The organism is Cellulomonas marina (assembly GCF_900111925.1).
Lineage (GTDB): Bacteria > Actinomycetota > Actinomycetes > Actinomycetales > Cellulomonadaceae > Cellulomonas > Cellulomonas marina.
Genome location: NZ_FOKA01000006.1, coordinates 71,301 through 90,347, shown reverse-complemented (window position 1 = coordinate 90,347; position 19,047 = coordinate 71,301). Strand labels below are relative to the sequence as shown.

General features: G+C 77.3%; 19 protein-coding genes and 3 pseudogenes. 8 read left to right on the top strand and 14 right to left on the bottom strand.

What is annotated here, in order from left to right; translation table 11 throughout:
* The first annotated feature begins 9 nt into the window (after positions 1 to 9).
* Positions 10 to 603, top strand: coding sequence for a bacterial proteasome activator family protein (locus BM048_RS08225; protein ID WP_275407332.1), 594 nt, complete (start codon positions 10 to 12; stop codon positions 601 to 603).
* 57 nt (positions 604 to 660) lie between these two features.
* Positions 661 to 1,212 (top strand): hypothetical protein, encoded by a 552-nt coding sequence (locus tag BM048_RS08220; RefSeq protein WP_090032263.1) that lies wholly within the window; start codon positions 661 to 663, stop codon positions 1,210 to 1,212.
* On the opposite strand, the gene BM048_RS08215 is transcribed toward BM048_RS08220, so the two are convergent.
* The 5 genes and pseudogenes from BM048_RS08215 to BM048_RS19145 form a co-directional block, all read right to left on the bottom strand.
* Complete coding sequence (locus BM048_RS08215) at positions 1,175 to 2,215, bottom strand: EamA family transporter (RefSeq protein WP_090032261.1); 1,041 nt, start codon at positions 2,213 to 2,215, stop codon at positions 1,175 to 1,177. The genes BM048_RS08220 and BM048_RS08215 overlap by 38 nt on opposite strands.
* Positions 2,212 to 3,012, bottom strand: a complete 801-nt coding sequence (locus BM048_RS08210) for an HAD family hydrolase (RefSeq protein WP_090032259.1) — start codon at positions 3,010 to 3,012, stop codon at positions 2,212 to 2,214. Before BM048_RS08210 ends, BM048_RS08215 begins: the two co-directional genes overlap by 4 nt.
* Positions 3,009 to 4,301 carry a serine--tRNA ligase gene (gene serS / locus BM048_RS08205; protein ID WP_090032257.1) on the bottom strand — a complete coding sequence of 431 codons (1,293 nt, stop codon included), beginning with the start codon at positions 4,299 to 4,301 and terminating at the stop codon, positions 3,009 to 3,011. Before serS ends, BM048_RS08210 begins: the two co-directional genes overlap by 4 nt.
* A gap of 9 nt (positions 4,302 to 4,310) precedes the next feature.
* The gene (locus BM048_RS18455) at positions 4,311 to 4,997 is read right to left on the bottom strand and encodes a DJ-1/PfpI family protein (protein WP_203708767.1); all 687 of its coding nucleotides are present in this window, start codon (positions 4,995 to 4,997) and stop codon (positions 4,311 to 4,313) included.
* Between the two features lie 38 nt (positions 4,998 to 5,035).
* Positions 5,036 to 5,182: pseudogene (locus BM048_RS19145) on the bottom strand (DJ-1/PfpI family protein); the annotation flags it as partial.
* 124 nt (positions 5,183 to 5,306) lie between these two features.
* On the opposite strand from BM048_RS19145, the gene BM048_RS08195 reads away from it, so the two are divergent.
* The 3 genes from BM048_RS08195 (at position 5,307) to BM048_RS08185 (ending at position 7,520) form a co-directional block, all read left to right on the top strand.
* Positions 5,307 to 6,530: a diacylglycerol/lipid kinase family protein gene (locus BM048_RS08195; protein ID WP_090032255.1), complete on the top strand. Its 1,224-nt coding sequence runs from the start codon at positions 5,307 to 5,309 to the stop codon at positions 6,528 to 6,530.
* Positions 6,531 to 6,621: 91 nt separating this feature from the next.
* On the top strand, positions 6,622 to 7,242 hold the full coding sequence (locus BM048_RS08190) for an ArsR/SmtB family transcription factor (protein ID WP_090032253.1): 621 nt from the start codon (positions 6,622 to 6,624) through the stop codon (positions 7,240 to 7,242).
* Positions 7,239 to 7,520 (top strand): hypothetical protein, encoded by a 282-nt coding sequence (locus tag BM048_RS08185; protein ID WP_090032251.1) that lies wholly within the window; start codon positions 7,239 to 7,241, stop codon positions 7,518 to 7,520. Before BM048_RS08190 ends, BM048_RS08185 begins: the two co-directional genes overlap by 4 nt.
* 4 nt (positions 7,521 to 7,524) lie before the next feature.
* Here BM048_RS08185 and BM048_RS08180 read toward each other — a convergent pair whose 3' ends face one another.
* From BM048_RS08180 to BM048_RS18725, 4 genes are all read right to left on the bottom strand, one after another.
* The gene (locus tag BM048_RS08180) at positions 7,525 to 8,271 is read right to left on the bottom strand and encodes an alpha/beta fold hydrolase (RefSeq protein WP_175499389.1); all 747 of its coding nucleotides are present in this window, start codon (positions 8,269 to 8,271) and stop codon (positions 7,525 to 7,527) included.
* Between the two features lie 74 nt (positions 8,272 to 8,345).
* Complete coding sequence (locus BM048_RS08175) at positions 8,346 to 9,401, bottom strand: Fpg/Nei family DNA glycosylase (protein WP_090032249.1); 1,056 nt, start codon at positions 9,399 to 9,401, stop codon at positions 8,346 to 8,348.
* Between the two features lie 9 nt (positions 9,402 to 9,410).
* A complete protein-coding gene (locus BM048_RS08170; RefSeq protein ID WP_308439496.1) occupies positions 9,411 to 10,277 on the bottom strand; it encodes a metal ABC transporter permease in 867 nt (288 codons plus the stop codon).
* Entirely contained in the window at positions 10,274 to 10,825 is a 552-nt protein-coding gene (locus BM048_RS18725; protein ID WP_239078718.1) for a metal ABC transporter ATP-binding protein, read from the bottom strand. Before BM048_RS18725 ends, BM048_RS08170 begins: the two co-directional genes overlap by 4 nt.
* A 28-nt stretch (positions 10,826 to 10,853) precedes the next feature.
* On the opposite strand from BM048_RS18725, the gene BM048_RS18720 reads away from it, so the two are divergent.
* Positions 10,854 to 11,636 carry a metal ABC transporter substrate-binding protein gene (locus tag BM048_RS18720; protein ID WP_239078719.1) on the top strand — a complete coding sequence of 261 codons (783 nt, stop codon included), beginning with the start codon at positions 10,854 to 10,856 and terminating at the stop codon, positions 11,634 to 11,636.
* Between the two features lie 17 nt (positions 11,637 to 11,653).
* Here BM048_RS18720 and BM048_RS08160 read toward each other — a convergent pair whose 3' ends face one another.
* From BM048_RS08160 to BM048_RS19140, 3 genes and pseudogenes are all read right to left on the bottom strand, one after another.
* Positions 11,654 to 11,911, bottom strand: coding sequence for a hypothetical protein (locus BM048_RS08160; protein ID WP_090032245.1), 258 nt, complete (start codon positions 11,909 to 11,911; stop codon positions 11,654 to 11,656).
* 122 nt (positions 11,912 to 12,033) lie between these two features.
* Positions 12,034 to 13,296, bottom strand: coding sequence for a hypothetical protein (locus BM048_RS08155; protein WP_090032243.1), 1,263 nt, complete (start codon positions 13,294 to 13,296; stop codon positions 12,034 to 12,036).
* 89 nt (positions 13,297 to 13,385) lie between these two features.
* Positions 13,386 to 14,371 (bottom strand): annotated as a pseudogene (locus BM048_RS19140) (PP2C family protein-serine/threonine phosphatase).
* A 359-nt stretch (positions 14,372 to 14,730) separates the two neighbouring features.
* Between BM048_RS19140 and BM048_RS18935 the strand changes: the two are divergent.
* Positions 14,731 to 14,919: pseudogene (locus BM048_RS18935) on the top strand (hypothetical protein); the annotation flags it as partial.
* A 63-nt stretch (positions 14,920 to 14,982) separates the two neighbouring features.
* Here BM048_RS18935 and pheA read toward each other — a convergent pair.
* A complete protein-coding gene (gene pheA, locus BM048_RS08130; protein ID WP_090032237.1) occupies positions 14,983 to 15,936 on the bottom strand; it encodes a prephenate dehydratase in 954 nt (317 codons plus the stop codon).
* 124 nt (positions 15,937 to 16,060) lie between these two features.
* Between pheA and BM048_RS08125 the strand changes: the two genes are divergently transcribed.
* Entirely contained in the window at positions 16,061 to 18,352 is a 2,292-nt protein-coding gene (locus BM048_RS08125) for a hypothetical protein (RefSeq protein ID WP_090032235.1), read from the top strand.
* Here the strand turns inward: BM048_RS08125 and BM048_RS08120 are convergent.
* The gene (locus BM048_RS08120) at positions 18,261 to 19,043 is read right to left on the bottom strand and encodes a glycosyltransferase family 2 protein (RefSeq protein WP_373308404.1); all 783 of its coding nucleotides are present in this window, start codon (positions 19,041 to 19,043) and stop codon (positions 18,261 to 18,263) included. The genes BM048_RS08125 and BM048_RS08120 overlap by 92 nt on opposite strands.
* Positions 19,044 to 19,047: the final 4 nt, after the last annotated feature.

Genomic DNA, 19,047 nt, shown 5'->3' with positions numbered 1-19,047 from the left:
ATCGAGGGCGTGACCCAGGCGACCCCCGAGCCCACCGACCCCCGCGTCCTCGTCCTGCCGGCCTCCGGCGGCCCGCAGGTCGGCTCCCCCGACGAGGGCGCGCCCACCGGCGAGAGCGACGGCCGCCGCCGCGAGGACCTCGGTTCGATGGTCGAGCAGCCCGCGAAGGTCATGCGCATCGGCACGATGGTCAAGCAGCTGCTCGACGAGGTGCGCTCCGCCCCGCTCGACGAGGCCGCCCGCGCGCGCCTGGCCGAGATCCACGGCCGGTCCCTCACGGAGCTGGAGGAGGGCCTGTCCCCGGAGCTCGTGGACGAGCTGCGGCGCATCACCCTGCCGTTCGTCGCCGACGACGCCCCGTCCGACGCGGAGCTGCGCATCGCGCAGGCGCAGCTCGTCGGCTGGCTCGAGGGCCTGTTCCACGGCCTGCAGACGGCGATCGTCGCCCAGCAGATGGCCGCCCAGCAGCAGATCACGGGCCTGCGCCGCGGCCTGCCGCCGGGCGGCCAGCGCGGCATGGTCGTCCCGGTCGCCGGCCAGGGCCAGCCCGGCCAGCCGGGCCAGCCCGGCGACGAGCGCCCCGGTCCCGGCCAGTACCTCTGACCGCTCGCAGGTAGGGGCGGGGAGGAGGTCGTCGGGACGGCGGCACCCCTGGCCCCTGTGGCCCGCTCGACGCTGTCCCGCTCGCTGCACGACCTCGGTCTCGCCGCCTGGTTCGGCGGCACGCTCGCCAACGCCGTCGCCCTCAACCCCGCCGCCGCGGCCGCGCCCACCGCCTCCGGCTCCGGTGCGGTCGCCAACACCGGCTGGGACCGGTGGACGCCCGTCAACGCCGTCGCCATCGGCGTGCACCTGCTCGGCAGCGTCGCGCAGGTGGGCTCCAACAGCGGCCGCATCGCCGCCCAGAGCGGTGTCGCCTCCATGGCCGCGGGCAAGACCGCGCTGACCGCCGCGGCCCTGGCCGCCACGGGCTACAGCCGCGTGCTCGGCCGCAAGGTCTCCGCGCAGACGGACGTGCCGGCGCAGGACGGCACGACGCCGACCGCGACCACGCCCGACTCCGTCGCCGCCGCGCAGCGCCAGCTCGACGTGCTGCAGTGGGTCATCCCGGCGCTGACGGGCGCGCTCGTCGTCGTCAGCGCCTTCGCCGGCGAGCAGGAGCGCGCGACCGAGGTCAAGAAGGGCGTGCTGGAGCGGCTCCTCGGCCGCTGACGCGGCCGCGACCGACCGCACCTGCACCTGCACCTGCACCTGCACCTGCACCACCGCCGCGCCCGGCGGACCGGCCACCACCGCCGGTCCGCCGGGCCGTCAGCGCGATCGCGACGGACACCAGCACCAGCCCGACGAGGTCGAGCGGTGCAGGACGTTGCGACAGCCCGACGAGCCCGACGACGGTGGCCGTGGCGGGCAGCAGGGCCAGCAGGACCGCGAAGGTCGCCGCGCTCACCCGGCGCAGCACCACCTGCTCCAGCCCGTACGGCACCACGGAGGAGCACACGGCGATGGCGACGACGAGCAGCGCCAGCCGCGGGTCGTCGAGCAGCGGACCGGCGTCACCGGCCAGCGCGGGAGCGAGCACGACCGCCCCGGCGGCCATCGCCACCGTCAGGCCCGTGAGCCCGCGCGGCGCCTGCCGCGCGACGCGCCGGCCCAGCACGATGTACGCGGCCCAGGCCGCCGCCGACCCGAGGGCCGCGAGCAGGCCGACCACGGGCACGGTCCCGTCGTCGCCGCCCTCCAGCGTCACGCCGGCGAGGAGCACCACGCCGGCGGCCGCGACGGCCACGGCGCCGCGCTCGCGCCACCCCCGCCCGGTCACGGCGGCGACCGCCACCGGCCCGAGGAACTCCACCGCCACGGCGGTGCCCAGCGGCAGGTGGTCGATGGCGACGTAGAACGAGACGTTCATGAGCGCCAGCGCGACGCCGAACAGCGCCGCGGTCCCGGCGGCCCGCCAGGGCTCGACGACGGGCGCGGCGTCCTCGCCCTCGGCCCCGGCACTGCCCCCGGCACTGCCCCCGGCCGCGCGTCGCCGGTCGGCTGCCCTCGTCGCCAGCGCGAACGGCAGCAGCACCAGCGCGGAGACCGCCACCCGCAGCCACGCCACCGTCGGCGCCGGCAGGACCGCGAACAGCCCCACCGCCACCGCGGCGCCGACGTACTGCGTGAGGCCGGAGACGACGAACAGCGCGGGCGCCGGGACGTGCGTCACCGCTCCAGCAGGCTGAGCAGCACCGGCACCAGGCCGTCGTCGTCGATCGTGCCCGTGACCTCGTCGGCGACGGCGCGCACCTCGTCGGCCGCCTGGCCCATCGCCACGCCGCGCGCCGCCCAGCGGATCATCGCGATGTCGTTGGCGCCGTCGCCGACGGCCACCGTGCCGAACGGCTCGACGTCGAGGTCCTGCCGGACGAACTCCAGCGCGCTCGCCTTCGAGACGCCGCCGGGCGTGAGGTCGAGCCAGGCGGACCAGCCGACGGCGTACTCGACCTCGTGCAGGCCGACGCGCTCGACGATCGCGCGGAACTCCTCGGGCTCGGCCTGCGGGGCGCGGATGACCACACGCGTGGCGGGCTCGGCCGACAGCTCCTCGAACGGCACGACCTCGACCTTCCCGGACAGCTCCCCCGCCGGGAACTCGCCCGAGACGCGGAAGCCGTGGCCCAGGTCCTCGACGGCGAACAGCGCGTCGGGGATCTCCAGCGCGATGGCCCGCAGCGCCGGCCCGGGGTCGAAGGTGACCGCCTGGACCACCTCGAACCCGTCGTCGGACAGCGGCGACACGCGGGCCGTCACGGCGCCGTTCGAGCAGACGACCCAGCCCTCGTCGAGCCCGAGCTGCCGCGCCACCGGCACGGCCGAGTGGGGGCCGCGCCCGGTCGCGAGCACCACGTGGATGCCGGCGTCCCGCAGCGCCCCGACCGCCGCCGTGACCGCCGGCGAGATGACCCCGTCGTAGGACATGACCGTCCCGTCGACGTCCAGCGCCACCAGCCGTGTCCGCCTCATGCCGTCACCCCCACCGGTCGCAGGACGTCGAGCCCGCCCAGGTACGGGCGCAGCCCCTCGGGCACCCGGACGGACCCGTCCTCGAGCTGATGGTTCTCCAGCAGCGCGACGAGCCAGCGGGTGGTCGCGAGCGTCCCGTTGAGCGTCGCGGCCGGGCGCAGCTGCCCGTCGGCGGTCCGCTCCCGCACGCCGAGCCGGCGCGCCTGGAACGTCGTGCAGTTGGAGGTGGACGTGAGCTCCAGGTAGCGCCCCTGGCTCGGCAGCCACGCCTCGCAGTCGAACTTGCGGGCGGCGCTCGACCCCAGGTCCCCGGCCGCCACGTCGATGACGCGGTACGGCAGCTCGACGAGGTCGAGCATCTCCCGCTCCCACGCCAGGATCCGGCGGTGCTCGGCGGCGGCGTCCTCCACCGTCGTCCAGGTGAACGCCTCCACCTTGTGGAACTGGTGCACGCGGATGATGCCGCGGGTGTCCTTGCCGTAGGAGCCGGCCTCGCGCCGGTAGCAGGCCGACCACCCGGCGTACCGCAGGGGCCCGCTCGTCAGGTCGAGCACCTCCCTGGCGTGGAACCCCGCCAGGGCCACCTCGCTCGTCCCGACGAGGTACAGGTCGTCGGCCTCGAGCCGGTAGATCTCGTCGGCGTGCGCGCCGAGGAAGCCCGTGCCGGCCATCACCTCGGGCTTGACCAGCGTCGGCGTGATCGTCGGCGTGAAGCCAGCGGCGAGGGCGCGGTCCACCGCGGCGTTGAGCAGCGCCAGCTCCAGCCGCGCCCCGACGCCGGTGAGGAAGTAGAACCGCGCGCCGGACACCTTGGCGCCGCGCTCGGTGTCGATCGCGCGCAGCCCCTCGCCCAGCTCGAGATGGTCGCGGACGCGGAAGCCCTCGCCGTACTCGGCCGCGAAGTCCCGCGGGCTGCCGACGTGCTCGAGCACGACGTAGTCGTCCTCGCCGCCCGCGGGCACGCCCTCCTCGACGACGTTGCCGATCCGCCGGGCCAGCTCCGTCGCGGCCGTCTCCGCCGCGTCCGCCTCGGCCTGCAGACCCTTGACCTGCTCCGCGAGCGCCTTCGCCCGCGCCAGGAGCTCCTGCTTGGCCTCGCCCTGCGCGGCCGCCACCTGCTTGCCGAGCGCCTTCTGCTCCGCCCGGACCGTCTCGAAGCCCGTCAGCGCGGACCGGCGCCGCGCGTCGGCCTCCAGCACCTGGTCGACGAGCCCGGGGTCGTCGCCGCGTGCGGTCTGGCTCGCGCGGACGGCGTCGGGGTCCTCGCGGAGGAGTCGCAGGTCGATCACGGTCCGAGCCTAGCCACCGCCGCCCCGGGCAGCCGGACCACCTGCGCCGGCACGACGGGCACGGACGGCGACGCCCGCCAGCGCCACGCCGACGACCGCCGCCAGGGACGGCTTCGGCGCGCGGCGCAGCGCGGCGGCCGCCAGGCCCGGCGGCTGCTCGCGCTGGGGGTCGGAACCCGGAGGCGCCGGGCGCGGGTCCGCGGCCGTCGCCCGTGCCGTGTGCCGTGCCGTGTCCCGTGCCTTGTCCCGTGCCGTGTCCCGTGCCGTGTCCTGTGCCGTGTGCCGTGCCGCGCGTCGCGCCGCCCGTCCTGCCGCCCCGTGGCCGGTCCCTCGCCCCGGCCCGGCGAACGCGTCGAGCATCGCGGGGACGAAGAGCGCCAGGTCCTGCGGGCCGCGGCTGGTGGTGAGGCTGCCGTCCCGCACGACCGGACGGTCCAGCCAGGTGCCACCGGCGTTGACCACGTCGTCGCGGATGCCGGGCCACGACGTGAGCGTCCGGCCCTGGAGCAGCCCGGCGGACGCCAGGACCCAGGGCCCGTGGCACAGCGTGACCAGCGGTCGCCCGGTCGCGGCGAACCCGCGGACGAACGCCCGCGCCTGCGCCGACTGGCGCAGCAGGTCGGGGTTGATGAAGCCACCGGGCACGAGCAGGCCGTCGTAGCCGGCCGGGTCCGCACGCCCGACGGTCCTGTCCACGCGGACGCGGTGGCGGGCTGGTGCAGGTTCATCCCGCGGATCCGGCCGCGCCGCAGCGACACCACCTCGACCCGCGCACCGGCGCGCTGCAACGCCCGCACCGGCACGACGAGCTCGGCCTTCTCGAACCCGTCGGTGGCCAGGACGGCGATGCGGCGCCCCCTCAGCGGTCGTCCCCGGCGCATGTGGTGCTCCCTCGTCCGTCGGACCGGCCACGGGGCCGGCGGTCCCCCGAGTCTCGTCGGCGACGACGGGTACGGCACCCGGACCCGTCGGGCCGCGCCGGTGCCCGCTGCGTAGATTGCGGCCATGACATGGGGTGAGGGCCTGGCCGTGGTCGCGGTGCTGCTCGCGGGGGCGGCGCTCGTGCTCGCGCTCATGATCAACGCGCGCAGCCGGCGCGTGTCGGCCTCGCTCGAGCGGCTGGCGACGGCGCCGCCGCTGCCCGCCGCTCCCGCCCCGGCGGTCGGCGGCGGGCCCGCCCTGCCCGAGCGGCAGGGACCCCTCGTCGCGTTCGTCGCCAACCCCACCAAGCCCGACGTCCCCGGCCTGCGGCGGGCCGTGCGGCGCGCCTGTGCCGAGCAGTACCTGCCCGAGCCGCTCTGGTACGACACCACGGCGGAGGACCCCGGCGTGGGCCAGACGCGTCAGGCCGTGCAGGACGGGGCGCGCCTCGTCGTCGCCGTGGGCGGTGACGGCACGGTCCGGGCCGTGGCGGAGGGGCTGCTCGGCACGGGCGTGCCGATGGGGCTCATGCCGCTGGGCACCGGGAACCTGCTGGCACGCAACCTCGACATCCCGCTGAACGACCCCATGGGCGCGTTCGACATCGCGCTGGACGGCGTCGACCGCGCCATCGACGTCGGCCAGCTGCGGGTGGAGCGCTGGGAGTCGCAGGTGCGCGACGACATCGCGGAGGCGGCCGACGACCGGCCCGCCGACACCGACGAGCCGCGCGACCACATCTTCCTCGTCATCGCCGGCCTGGGGTTCGACGCCGCGATGGTGGCCGACACCGACGAGCAGCTCAAGGCGCGGGTCGGGTGGATCGCCTACTTCGTCGGCGGGGTCCGCCACCTCCACGGGCGCCGGATCCGGGCCGAGGTCGGCCTCGACGACGGCGACCCGCAGGCGGTCCGGCTCCGCTCGCTGCTGGTCGGCAACTGCGGCCGGCTGCCCGGCGGCATCATGCTGCTCCCCGACGCCGAGCTCGACGACGGCGTCCTCGACGTGGCGTCGATCGACACGCGCGGCGGCCTCGTCGGGTGGGCGCAGCTCCTCGGCGAGGTGGTCCTGCAGGGCGTCGGCCTGCGCAACGAGCTCCCGAACAAGATCGGCCGGATCGACCACGCGCGCGCCCGCACCGTGCAGGTGGACGTCCCGGAGGGCGAGGCCGTGCAGGTCGACGGCGAGGTGATCGGCAGGGTGAGCCGGCTGGAGGCGCGGGTCGAGCCCGGCGCGCTCGTCGTGCGGGTGACGCCGGAGAGCGCGCTGGGGCGCAAGACGGGGGCGGCGGTCGGCGCCTCGGCCTGACGATCGCGGCCGCCACCGCCTCCGGCTCGAGCGCAACAGTTCTTTCGCAACACCTCTTGCGCAAGCGTTCTTGCGCTTCTAGGCTCGACCCATGCCGTCCGCGACCCCGTCCGACGCCCGCCCCCTCGCCCCCGCCGTCCAGCGGGTCAGCGACCCGGCGCGGATCCGTGCGCTCGCCCACCCCGTCCGCCTCGACCTGCTCAGCCTGCTGGGCGAGGAGGGCGAGCTGACGGCCACGCAGTGCGCCGACCGCCTCGACGAGACGGTGGCGAACTGCTCGTTCCACCTGCGCACGCTCGCCAAGGCCGGGTTCATCGAGCCCGCCACCGCCCGCGGACGCGAGAAGCCGTGGCGGGTCACGGCCACCGAGCGCACCCTCGACCCCGACCCCGACGACCCCGCCTCCGAGCGGGCCGTCGCCGAGGTCGCCGGCCTGCAGATGCTGCGCGAGGTGGAGCGCGTCAAGGCGTTCCTCGAGGCGCCGCACGTTCGCAACGCCGACTGGGACGACACCGTCACGGTCACGTCCGCCACCTTCTGGGCCACGGCCGAGGAGATGCGCGACCTCGTCCGTCAGGTGCACGACCTGACCTCACGCTTCGCGGGGCGGCGCGCCGACCCCTCCCTGCGGCCCGACGGCGCCCGGATCGGACGCCTCTTCGCGACCGTCAACCCCGACGAGATCCCCCCTGCTGCGGAGAACCGACCATGAGCACGCTCGCCCCCGCCCTCGCCCCCACCCGTGTCCCGGCCCCCGCCGCGACCTCCGCCACCGGCCCCGCGACGCCCGCCCCCGCGCTCCGCGTGCTGCTGCGGCTCGGCCGCGTGCGCGGGGAGCTCCTCGTCGAGGTCGCGGCGCCGCGCTCCCGCCCCGCCCTGCGCGACGAGGGCCGCCGCCGCGACCGGGCCGCGTACGCCGCGGCCCTCGCCGACCTCGAGCGGCACCGGACGGCCGCCATCGCCGCCCGCCGCGGGGCCGGCGGCCTCTGAGGTCTCAGCGGCGCACGTGCTCCCGCACGAGCGCGGCGAGCTCCTCCGCGTGGTCGTGCACCACGGCGTGCGACGCCCCCGCCACCTCGGCCACCGCACCGCGGGGGGCGGCGTCCGCGAGGTCCTGCACCCAGCCCCGCGGCGCGACCCGGTCGTGGGTCCCGCGCACGACGAGCACCGGCACCGCCACCCGCCCGATCCGGTCCTCGGTGGGGTGCCGGAGCATCGCGCGCAGCTGGCGTACCGCCCAGGGCACGCCGCACCGCGCGTAGCCACGGACGACGAGCGCCTGCGTGCCGGGCGACTCGAACACCGCGGACCGCAGCAGGCGGCCGACCTGCTGGTGCGCGGTGCGCCCGTCGGGGGACACCGTCGGGCCGACGAGGACGGCGTGCGTCGCGGCGTCCGGCCGGCGGGCCAGGGCCTCGACGACGACCTGCGTGCCGAGCGAGTGCCCGAGGAGCACCGGCCGGACGGGCCGCGCCCGGTCGAGCCAGTGCAGGAGCAGCTCGGCGTGGTCGACGACCTCGACGGGCTCGCGGTCCGGCCGCGGGAGACCCGCGAAGCCGGGCAGGTCGACGCGGTGCACCGTGCCGAGCCCGGTCAGCCGTCGGGTCAGCCGCTCGAAGTACAGCCCGTCGACGCCCAGCCCGTGGACGAGCACGACGTCGTGGCGGCCCTCGTCGGCCCCGGAGCCCCACGCCGCCCCCGACGCCGCCTCCGACGCCCGTCCACCCGCGCGGGAGCGCACCCGCAGGACGGTGCCACCGACGCGCACCCGCTCGACGTGCTCGTCCCGCGACGTCGCCCCCGGGCCGCGGCCCCTCACCGCGGCGCGCGCCGCGCGCGGCGACGCGTCCCGGGCCGGACCTGGCACCACGGGCAGCGGAACAGGTTGCGGGCCTGCATGGTCTCGATGACGACCGGCGTCCCGCAGACGAGGCAGGGCTGCCCCTGGCGGTGGTAGACGTGGTGGCGCTGCGACCTGTCGCGCCGGGCGGCGGCGCGGCCCTCGGCGTCGAGGTCCTCCCGCGTGATCATCATCCCGGTGCGGATGCCGTCGCGCAGGAGCGTGTCCCAGTCCTCCCAGAGCGCACGGGCCGTCTTCGCGGGGACCTCCTTGCCGGGGGTCCAGGGGTCCAGCCGCGCGCGGAACAGCAGCTCGGCGCGGTAGATGTTTCCCACGCCGGCGACGACGGCCTGGTCCATCAGCAGCTGCCCCACGGGCACCGACCGCCTCGTGATCCGGTGCACGGCCTCGTCGGCGGGGCTGCGCGTGGCCGGTGCGCCGCCCAGGCGCTGCCGCAGCTCGTCGCCCACCACGGGGTCCGGCCCGAGCCGGGCGACGACGGCCGCCGCCCCCTCCGGGTCGAGCACCTCGCACGCCGTCGGGCCGCGCAGGTCCGCGACCGTGTGCTCGGTGAGCAGGCGCACGCGCACCTGCCCGACGGGGTCCGGCGGGAACGTCGGGCCGTCGAACGGCTCCTCGCCCTCGGCGTCCCCCCGGTCCTCCACCTCGCGCTCCCCCAGCCGCACGTGCCGGGACCCGCCCCGGCCCGCGCCGCCCGACGAGGCGGAGGCCGGCACGGGCCGGTCGGCGAACGCGGCCGGGTCCTCGAGCGCGTCGGCGCGCAGCCGCGACACCCGCCCGGCGAGGTCCCAGCGCCCGTAGAGCCCGAGGTGCACGTGCAGCACGGCATCGCCCTCGAAGGACAGGAACAGGTGCTTGCCGACGGCGTCCGCCCGCTCGGCGACGCGCCCGTCGAGCCGCTCGGCACCCGCGGCGAACCGGCCCTGGGGGGACGAGACGGCGACGGGCCGCCCGACGAGGTCCTGCGCCAGCTGGAGAGCGGCTCGGTGGACGGTGTGACCCTCGGGCATCGCGTCAGGCTACGGGCGCGCCCCACGGGTCGCAGTGCCGGCCCAGGACCGGCTCAGCCCGCGTCGCCGCAGGCCGCCGACGAGGACCGCCAGCGCGAACGCGGCCAGCGCGAGCAGCACGATCGTCCCGCCGGACGGGGTGCCGGCGGCGGCCGAGACCGTCACGCCGCCGACGCTCGCCACCAGCCCGACGGCGGACCCGGCGACGACGACCGGTCCGAAGCTGCGGCACACGCGCTGCGCCGCGGCGACGGGCAGCACCATGAGCGCGCTGATGAGCAGCAGGCCGACCGTCCGCATCGACAGCACGACGGTGACGGCCGTGAGCACGGCGAGCGCCGACGTGAGCGCGCGCGTCGGCAGGCCGGCGGCGCGCGCGTGCTCCTCGTCGACGGCCACGGCGAACAGCCAGGGCCGCAGCACGGTCACGACGACGAGCAGCACCGCGGCGAGCACCGCGAACACCCGCACGTCCCCCGGGCTCGTCGTCGTGATGGCGCCGAAGAGGTAGCCCTCCAGGTTCGTCGTCGTCCCGGCGGGAGCGAGGCTCATGAGCACGACGCCGCCGGCGATGCCGCCGTAGAACACGACGGCCAGCGCGACGTCGCCGCCCGTGCGCCCGCGGGTTCGCACGGCCTCCACGAGCAGCGCGGCCCCGACGGCGGCGACGAGGGCCGTCCACCTCGGCGCCGTCCCGGTCAGCACGCCGGCCGCGACGCCCGCGAGCGCCACGTGCCCGAGCCCGTCCCCGACGAGGGACAGCCCGCGCTGGACGAGGAACGTCCCGACGAGCGGTGCCGCCACCCCGACGAGCGCCGCGGCCAGCAGCGCCCGCCGCATGAAGTCGTAGTCGAGGACCGTCAGCAGGTCGCTCACGCCGCCACCGTCCCCACGCGCCCGTCGGCCACGGCCAGGGACCGGGTGATGGCGCCCGCCAGCGCGGCCGGCTCGTGCGTGACGACGAGGACCGCCACACCGGCCCGGCGCATGCGGTCCAGGACCTCGGCGAGCACCCTCTGGTGCCGGGCGTCCACGCCGGCGGTCGGCTCGTCGAGCAGCAGGAGCTCCGGCTCGGCCACCAGCGCCCGCGCCACGAGCGCGCGGCGCTGCTGACCGCCGGAGAGCTGGGCCATGGGGGTGCGCGCCCTGTCGGCCAGGCCGACGAGGTCGAGGGCGGCGGCCACGGCCTCGCGGTCGGCGCGTCGGGCCGACGGGCGCAGGCGGCGCAGGGGGTCGGTCAGCGGCAGCCGCCCGACGGCGACGACCTCCCCGACGGTCGCAGGCACGACGGAGGCGAGGCTGTCGCGCTGCGGCACGTAGCCGACGCGCGGCGTGGACACCTCGAGCGAGCCGCCCAGCACCTGCGCGGCACCGAGCACCGCGCGCAGCAGCGTCGTCTTGCCGGACCCGTTCGCGCCGGTCACGGCCACGCACTCGCAGCGGTGCACCGCGATGTCGACGTCGCGCAGCAGGGGGCGTCCCGCGTACCCCACGGCGCAGGTGCAGGAGGTCGCGGGCGACCGGGTGGAGCTGCAGAACCTCACGGCGCGGGGGGCGGACAGCCACGCGACGGAGCTGTCGCCGCAGGGCGTGGCGGCCCTCGGCGAGGGGGACCTCGTCGTGCACCTGAGCGGGATGCAGACCGGCGTCGACGAGGCGCTGGCGGCCCAGGCGCCCGAGCACCTGGTCGACGCCGCGACGCTGGCCGACCAGGAGGGCGACCCGCACGTCTGGCTCGACCCGACCCGCATGGCGCGGCTGGCCGAGGACGTCGCGGACGGGCTCGTCGCCGTCGACGCGGCGGGCGAGGGCGCGTACCGGGCGGGCGCCGAGCGGCTCGTCGGGGAGCTCGAGGCCCTCGACGCCGAGTACCGCACCGGGCTGGCCGGGTGCGCGGGCGCCACCCTCGTGACCGCCCACGAGGCGTTCGGCTACCTGGCAGGCGCCTACGGGCTTGAGCAGGTGGGCATCGCCGGCATCGACCCGCACGTCGAGCCGTCCCCGGCCCGGCTGCGCGCCGTCGTGGACGTCGTGCAGGGCCGGGGCGTCCGCACGGTGTTCTTCGAGGCGACGACGAGCCCCGAGGTCGCCACCACGCTCGCGGACGACCTCGGCGTCACGACGGCGGTGCTGCACCCGATCGAGCGCGTCGCCGAGGGGCAGGACTACCCGGGCCTCATGCGCGAGAACCTGACGGCCCTCCGGGATGGCCTCGCCTGCGGCGACGCCGGCTGACCCGGTCCTGGCGGGGTTCAGGACAGGACGTCGACGACCCCCGCCAGGAGCCCGGTGACGAGCAGCGCACCGCCGCCCAGCGCGGCGGAGCTGACGGCGACCCAGACGGCGCGGCGCACCCGGCCGGCCACGCCGGTCGGCTCCGGCAGGGGGGTCGTGCGCACGCGCTCGACGAGGTCGTGGCCGCGCTCGGCGCCGTCGTGCAGCGCGTTGAGCGCCGCGGCCACGGCGGCGTGGGGGGCGTGGTGCGGGTGGGTCGCGGTCAGGGTCGACATCGGGGGCTCCTCGTGGGCGCGGGTGGCGTGCCGGGGTCGCCGGCTCCTTCACCATCGACCGGAACGCCCGCCCCGGTCCAGGGACGGAGGTCCCGTCCCCGCCCCTCGGTGAACTCCGGCCCTCAGGGCGCGACGACGACCCACAGGGCCAGCACCGCGACGGGCTGCAGCGCCAGCGAGGCCCCCACCGCGAGCGCCGCTCGTCGTCGGGTCCCGGTGAGCCCCGGGTCACCGAGCGCCGGGGCCAGCGGCAGCAGGAGGCGGAACGTGCTGTGCTGCGGCACGAACACGGCGACGAGGTAGGCCAGGTACGCGACCGCCCACACGGTGAGGTCCGCCCCCGGCGCGTTCCACCGCCGCGCGACGACGACGACCGTCGTCCCGAGCAGCAGCGTCACGAGCACCACTCCGGCACCCGGCCCGAGCACCGGGTCGAGCACCGCCGAGGCGAACCGGAACCAGGGCGTGAACGGCACGAAGCCGGCGTGGCCCGTGTACTCCTGCTGCCAGGCGGTCTCCGTCGCGAGGTAGGCGTCGGCACGGCCCGTGACGAGGCCGGCGACGACCGGCCACGCGAGACCGGCCAGCGTCACGGCCGTGGCCGCGCCGAGGGCGGCCACGTGCTCGCGCCGGTGCTGCACCAGGCCTCGTCGGGCCCGCACGAGGTGCAGCAGCACCAGCGCGAAGGCCAGCGCCAGCGCACCCGGCCGCGTGAACGCGGCCACGACGCCGAGCACCGCGAACAGCGCGTACCGCTGCCGCGTCATCGCGACGAGCGCGCCGAACACCAGGACGAGGAACGTGCTCTCGGCGTAGGTGACGGTGAACAGGAAGGACATCGGGCTGATCGCCAGCAGCACGGCCCCGAGCGTGGCGGCGCGGCGACCCGCGTGCGGCAGGAGCAGCACGTGCAGGACGATCACGGCCGCCGCGCCGGCCAGGAGCGCGACGGCGGTGCCGGCGGCGCCGAACCCGAGGCCCGTGACGGCCATGACCCCGCGGGCCAGGAGCGGGTAGACGGGCATGAAGGCCCAGGGGTTCTTGGCGACCTCGCCGTCGGCGTCGAGGGGCAGGTCGGTGGGGTAGCCGTCCTCGGCGATCCGCCGGTAGTACTCCCCGTCCCACCCCTGCAGGAGGTCGGTGAAGCCCGTCCCGGGCAGCGTCGCCGCGAGGCCGGCGCCCAGGCCTCCGGGCCCGTCGTCGACGACGCCCGTCCGGTGCACGACGAGCAGCAGCAGCGCCGACAGGACCCGCGCGCCCGCGTAGACCGCGAGGAGCACCAGGACCGTGCGAGCGGTCAGCCGCGGCCGCGAGGCCGGGCGCGGGGCGAGCGGCTCCAGGAGCGCGATGGCGGAGCCCGGTGCCTGCCCCCGCACGTCCGTCACGCGGGGACGGTAGGCAGAGGCCGGCCGGTCGCGCCCGTCGAGGCGCCGCCGCTGCCAGCACCGTCACAGTGCGAGGGCCGTGGCCGGGCCTACCGGTCCTGCGCGTGGAGGCGGACCGCGAGGAGCGCGACGTCGTCGTCCGGGTGCGCCGGGAGCATGCGGGCCAGCACCTCGTCGCACAGCGTGTCGAGGTCGCCGTCCCCCGCGGCGAGCTCCTCCACGGTGCGGCGCAGGTGTTCCAGCCGCGCGGCCAGGTCCTCGTCCCGGCGCTCGACGAGCCCGTCCGTGTACAGAAGAGGGTGGCACCCGGCTCCAGCGTGCACAGGTGCTCGGTCCGTGCGGCATCCGGCCGGACGCCGAGCAGGACGTCGTTGCGTCCCGTGGTCAGCAGGTCGGCGGTGCCGTCGGGCCGGACGACGACGGGGGGCAGGTGCCCGGCGCTCGACCAGCGCACCCGCGCGAGGTGCCGCTCGTCCGGGGCCTGCTCGATCCGGGCGACGACCGCGGTCGCGATGGTGGCGACCTGCAGCGCGCGCATCGCGTGGTCGACGTCCGCGAGGACACCCGCGGGCCCGGCGCCGCTGGTCACCGCGATGCCGCGCAGCAGGGACCGCAGCTGCCCCATCGCCGCGGTCGCGTTGACGTCGTGCCCGGTGACGTCGCCGATGACGACGACCGTGGCGCCGTCCCGCTGCACGAAGGCGTCGTGCCAGTCACCGCCGATCTTCGCGGTGCGCGACGCCGGGGCGTACCGCGCGACGACCTGCCCGTGCTCGGGCTGCACCGGGTCGGACAGGAGCGACCGCTGCAGGGCCTCGGCGAGATGCCGGGTCGCGTCGGCGAGCTCGCGCTCCACCTCGAGGCGACGGACGCGTGCGAGGGCCTGCGCGTACTGCGTGGCCAGCGCGTCGAGCAGCTGGTGCTCGGTCCCGTCGAAGGTGTGGGGCTCGGGCCATGACAGCGTGAGCGAACCGAGCACCTCGTCGCCGGTCCGCAGCGGGAGCGCGACCCAGGTCGGGCCGAGGGGCTCACCGGCGGCGGCGCCCGGCGCGGCGTCGAGGTGCTCGTCGGCCACGAGGCGCTCGCCCCGCGCGGCGCGCGCGGCCGGCAGCGCCGCGTCCCGTGGGACGACCCGCTCGACGGCCGTGCCGGCGACCGTGCCGGCGACCGTGCCGGCGACCGTGCCGGCGACCGGGCCGGCGACCGGGCCCGGGGTGCGCAGCCGCACGTAGTCGGTGATGTCGTCCGACTGGTGCAGGACGAGCACGACCTCGCCGTCATCGTCGAGGCACTCGGTCCTCCACGCGTCCTCCAGGTCGCCCACCGTCCGTCGGCACCGGTCCGCACCGCCGTGCCATTGTGGGCCCACCCGGCGCGTTCTGCCCTCAGCGGAGCGGGGGCCCGGCCGGCCGCGGCCTGGCTAGCGTCCGAGGCATGAGCGCCGTCGTCACCGTCCTCCCGCTCCCCCGCCGCGCCGGTCCCCGTCCGCACGCCCGCACCCGCGTCGCCGCCGGTGACCGGACGACCGTCGCCCCTCGGCCCGCCCCGGACGGCCTGGCCTGGCGGCGGGCCATCGGGCAGCGGCTGCGGGACGCGCGCCGCGACGCCGGGCTCCGCCTGGTCGACGTGGCGGACCGCGCCGGGGTGTCGCCGCAGTACCTCTCGGAGGTGGACGGGCACCAGCGGTCAGGCCCCGGCGCCACCCGTGCGCACCGCCCGCAGCCAGGCTCGGGCGGCGACGAACTCCGCGTCGGTGGTGCCCGCGTGCATCGTCGGGGCGACGGCGTCCGCGCGCGGGTAGGAGCCGAGGAACCGCACGTACGGGCAGCGCCGGTGCAGCCCCATCAGCGCCTCCCCCACGCGCTCCTCGGCGATGTGCCCCTCGGCGTCGATGGAGAAGGAGTAGCGCCCCAGGGCGTCGCCGATCGGCCGGGACTCGATGCGTGACAGGTTCACCCCGCGCACGGCGAACTGCTCGAGCATGGCCAGCAGCGCCCCGGCCTCGTTGTCGGGCAGGTGCACGACGAGGGTCGTCTTGTCCGCCCCGGTCGGCGGCGGCACGTCCCCGGGGGCGCCGACGACGACGAACCGCGTCATCGCCGACGGGTTGTCCGCCACGTCCTCGGCCAGCGGGACGAGGCCGTACGTGCCCACCGCGGCCGGCGGCACGAGCGCGGCGTCGAACGGCACCGGCCCGTCCCCGGCCGCGAGCATCGCCGCGGGAGCGGTGTTGGAGGTCGCGGGCACGTGCATCGCCCCGGGGAGGTGTTCCGCCAGCCACCGCCGGCACTGCACCCATGCGTGCGGGTGCGCGCTGACCCGCCGCACGTCGGCCAGGTCCGTGCCGGCCGGTGCCACGAGCGTGAACTGGACCGGCACGAGCATCTCCCGCAGCAGGACCAGCGGCTCGCCCGTGGCCAGCGCGTCGAGCGTCGCGGTGACGCCACCCTCGGCCGTGGACTCGATGGCGACGACCGCGAGGTCGGCCTCCCCGGACCGCACGGCGGCGATGGCCGAGCCCACATCGGTCTGCGGCAGGTAGACGGCCTCGTCGGGTCCCGCCACCTGGCGCAGCGCCGCCTCGGTGAACGTGCCGGCCGGGCCCAGGTACGCGTAGCGCGGGGCGTCGGGGGCGGGCATGGCTCCTCCGGGTCGGTGCAGGACGGTCGGGCTCGTGGAGACGGCGTGGACGCGGTGTGCGGGTCCCGGCGGGAGGCACCGCGCCCCGGGGGGACCCTACGCGGCCTGCCCGTAGCCTGGCCGCGTGCTCCCGCGGTCCCTCCCCCGCCCGTCCGTCGCGCTCGCGGCGCTCGCCGGCCTCCTCGTGCTGCTGGTGGCCGGGGCGACGCCCGCGCGCGCCGCCGACGAGCCGCCGGTCCTGCTCGTCGGGGTCGCGGGGGTCCGCTGGGACGACGTGACGGCGACGGGCACGCCGGCGCTGCACGCCCTGGCGCAGGACGCGCGCCTGGCCGACGTCGCGGCGCGCAGCGTCTCGTCGAGCGCGTGCCCGGCGGACGGGTGGCTCGGCGTCTCCGCCGGCGCGCGGGCCGCCGACGCCCCGCCGCTGGAGCGGACGGGGCTCGCACACGTGACGGAGGAGGACCTCGCCGCCGAGGACGAGCGGGGCCTCGTGCGGGACCGCTGCCGGGTCCTCGTCGACATCGGTCCCGACGGCCTGGCGCCCGGCTGGTCGGACTACGCCGCGGCGGTCGTCGACCAGGCCTACGACGCCCGCATCGGGCTGCTGGGGGACACGCTGCGGGAGGCGGGCGTGAGCCCCGCGGGCATCGGCCCGGGGGCGGCCGTGGCGCTGGCGGACGGCGCGGGGCTGCAGGTCGGCACGTGGGAGAGCCGGCGCGCGCCCGCCGGCGGGCTGTCGGAGCAGGTCTCCTCGGCGCTGGCGGCCGCCCCGCTCGTCGTCGTCGACGCCGGCGGGGTGCGGGACCGCGAGGGCACCGCCTTCGCCCCGCGGGCCGAGCAGGTCGCGCTCGTCGACAGCACCCTCGCCGCGGTCCTGGCCGGCGCCGAGGGCACGGGGGCGCAGGTGCTCGTCGTGTCCCTCGCAGACTCGGGGCGCGCGGAGCTGCAGCTCGCCGCCGCGACCGGCCCGGCCGGCACGCGCTGGGCGGGCCCCGGCCTGCTCACCACCGGCTCGACGCAGCAGCGCGGCCTCGTGCAGGCGGTGGACGTGGCGCCCACGGTCCTGTCGGCCCTGGGCCTGCCGGCCGACCCCGCCATGTCCGGCTCGACGATGCGCGCGACCGGCGGCCCCGCCACGGCCGGCGCGCGCATCGCGCTGCTCGAGGACGTGGCGGCGGAGGCGGACCAGGTCCGCGAGGTCAGCGGTGGCTTCTCGACCGTGCTGGTGCTGCTGCAGGTGGCGCTGTTCGTCGCCGCGGCGCTCGTGCTCACCCGCCCGCGGGACCGGCAGCACGGCGCGCTGCGCGGGCCGGTGCGGGTCCTGCGCGTGGTCGGACCGTTCCTGGCCGCCTGGCCGGTCGCGTCCTTCCTCACCGGGCTCGTGCCGTGGTGGCGGGCCGGGGCGCCGGTGCTCGGCTTCTGGGCGGCGCTGCTCGGGTGGGCGCTGGTCATCACGGCCGTGGCGCTGCTCGGCCCCTGGCGGCGGTACGTGCTGGGGCCGGCGGCGGTGGTCGCGGCCGTGACCGTCGGGGTGCTCGTCGCGGACGCGCTGACGGGCTCGTGGCTGACGATCGACTCCCCCATGGGGGCCCACCGCATCCTCGCCGCGCGCTTCTACGGCATGAGCAACCAGGGCTTCGCGCTCCTGCTCGCCGGCGGGGTCATGCTGGCCGTCGTCCTGGGCGACGTGCTCGTCCGGGCCGGGCGCCGGCGGGCCGCGCTCGCCGGGGTCGTCGCGCTGGGCCTGCTGCTCGTCGTCGTGGACGGGGCGCCCGGGCTGGGCAGCGACTTCGGCGGGCCGCCGTCCCTGCTCATCTCGTTCGCCTACCTGGCGCTGGTCGTCAGCGGGCGGCCCGTGCGCTGGCGCGTCGTCGCCGCGGTGGTGGCCGTCGGGGCGGTCGTCGTCGGCGGGTTCGCCCTGCTGGACTGGGCACGTCCGGCCGACGAGCGCACCCACCTGGGGCGGTTCGTCGCGACCGTGCTGGACGGCGGGCTGCTGCCCGTCCTGCAGCGCAAGCTCGACGCGAACCTCGGCATCCTCACCACCTGGCGCTACCTCGTGCCCGCGGTCGCCGGCATCGCGCTGCTGTGGGTGCTCGCCCGCACGGCCCGGCGCCAGGCCGCGGAGCTGGCGCGGGAGGCGGCGGACCTCGAGCAGGCCGTGCCGCTCGTGCGCGCGGGCCTCGTCGCCGCGGGGCTGGGCCTGGCCGTCGGCTTCCTCGTCAACGACTCGGGGATCATCATCCCCGCGACCGGCGTCGCCCTGGCGGTGCCGGCCCTCGTGGGGGCCACGGCGGAGCTGCACCTGCCACGAGCGCTGCGGCTCAGTCCTCCGGACCGCGTCCCGTGGCCGGACGCCGGGGCGCCGCGCCGCGCGGCAGCCCCCCCACGGCCGCCCGCAACCGCCGGGCGTTGACCGCCAGCTGCACGTCGCGGTACTGCGCCGCGCGGTGCAGCTGGCCCTTGAGGTCCGTGCCCGACGGGCGGTGCTTGAGCTCGCAGGGGATCTCCTGGATGCGGAAGCCCCGGCGCAGCAGGTCGATCGTCATGCCGACCTCCACGCCCCAGCCGCGCGCCAGGGGCGTCGCGGCCTCGAACGCCTCGCGCGTGAGGCAGCGCATCCCCGACAGCGGCTGCGTCGGCGTCCACCCGGTCAGCGACGCCACCGCCCGACGTGCCGCCTTGACGACGAACCCGCGCCCGCCGGCACCCGGCTGGGGCGGCAGCAGCGCGATCGTGAGGTCCGCCTCCCCCGCGAGCACGGGCCCGACCAGCGGCGCGGTGTTGACGGCCGTGTCGGCCAGGTCGCCGTCGATGAAGAGCAGGTCGCGCGCCGGCCGGTCGGGCATGTCCCGCATGGCGACGACGGCCGCCCCCGTCTCCATGGCCGCGGCCTTGCCGCGGTTGTGCGAGTGCCGCACGACGACCGCCCCCGCCTCCCGGGCGACGTGCTGCGTGCTGTCCACGGACCCGTCGTCGACGACGAGCACGAGGTCCACGTGCGGGATGGCACGGGCGGCCCGCACCGTGGCGGCGATGCGCCGCGACTCGTCCTTGGCGGGGATGATCACCGCCACCCGGCGGAAGGCGCGCTCCACGCGGCTCACCCTA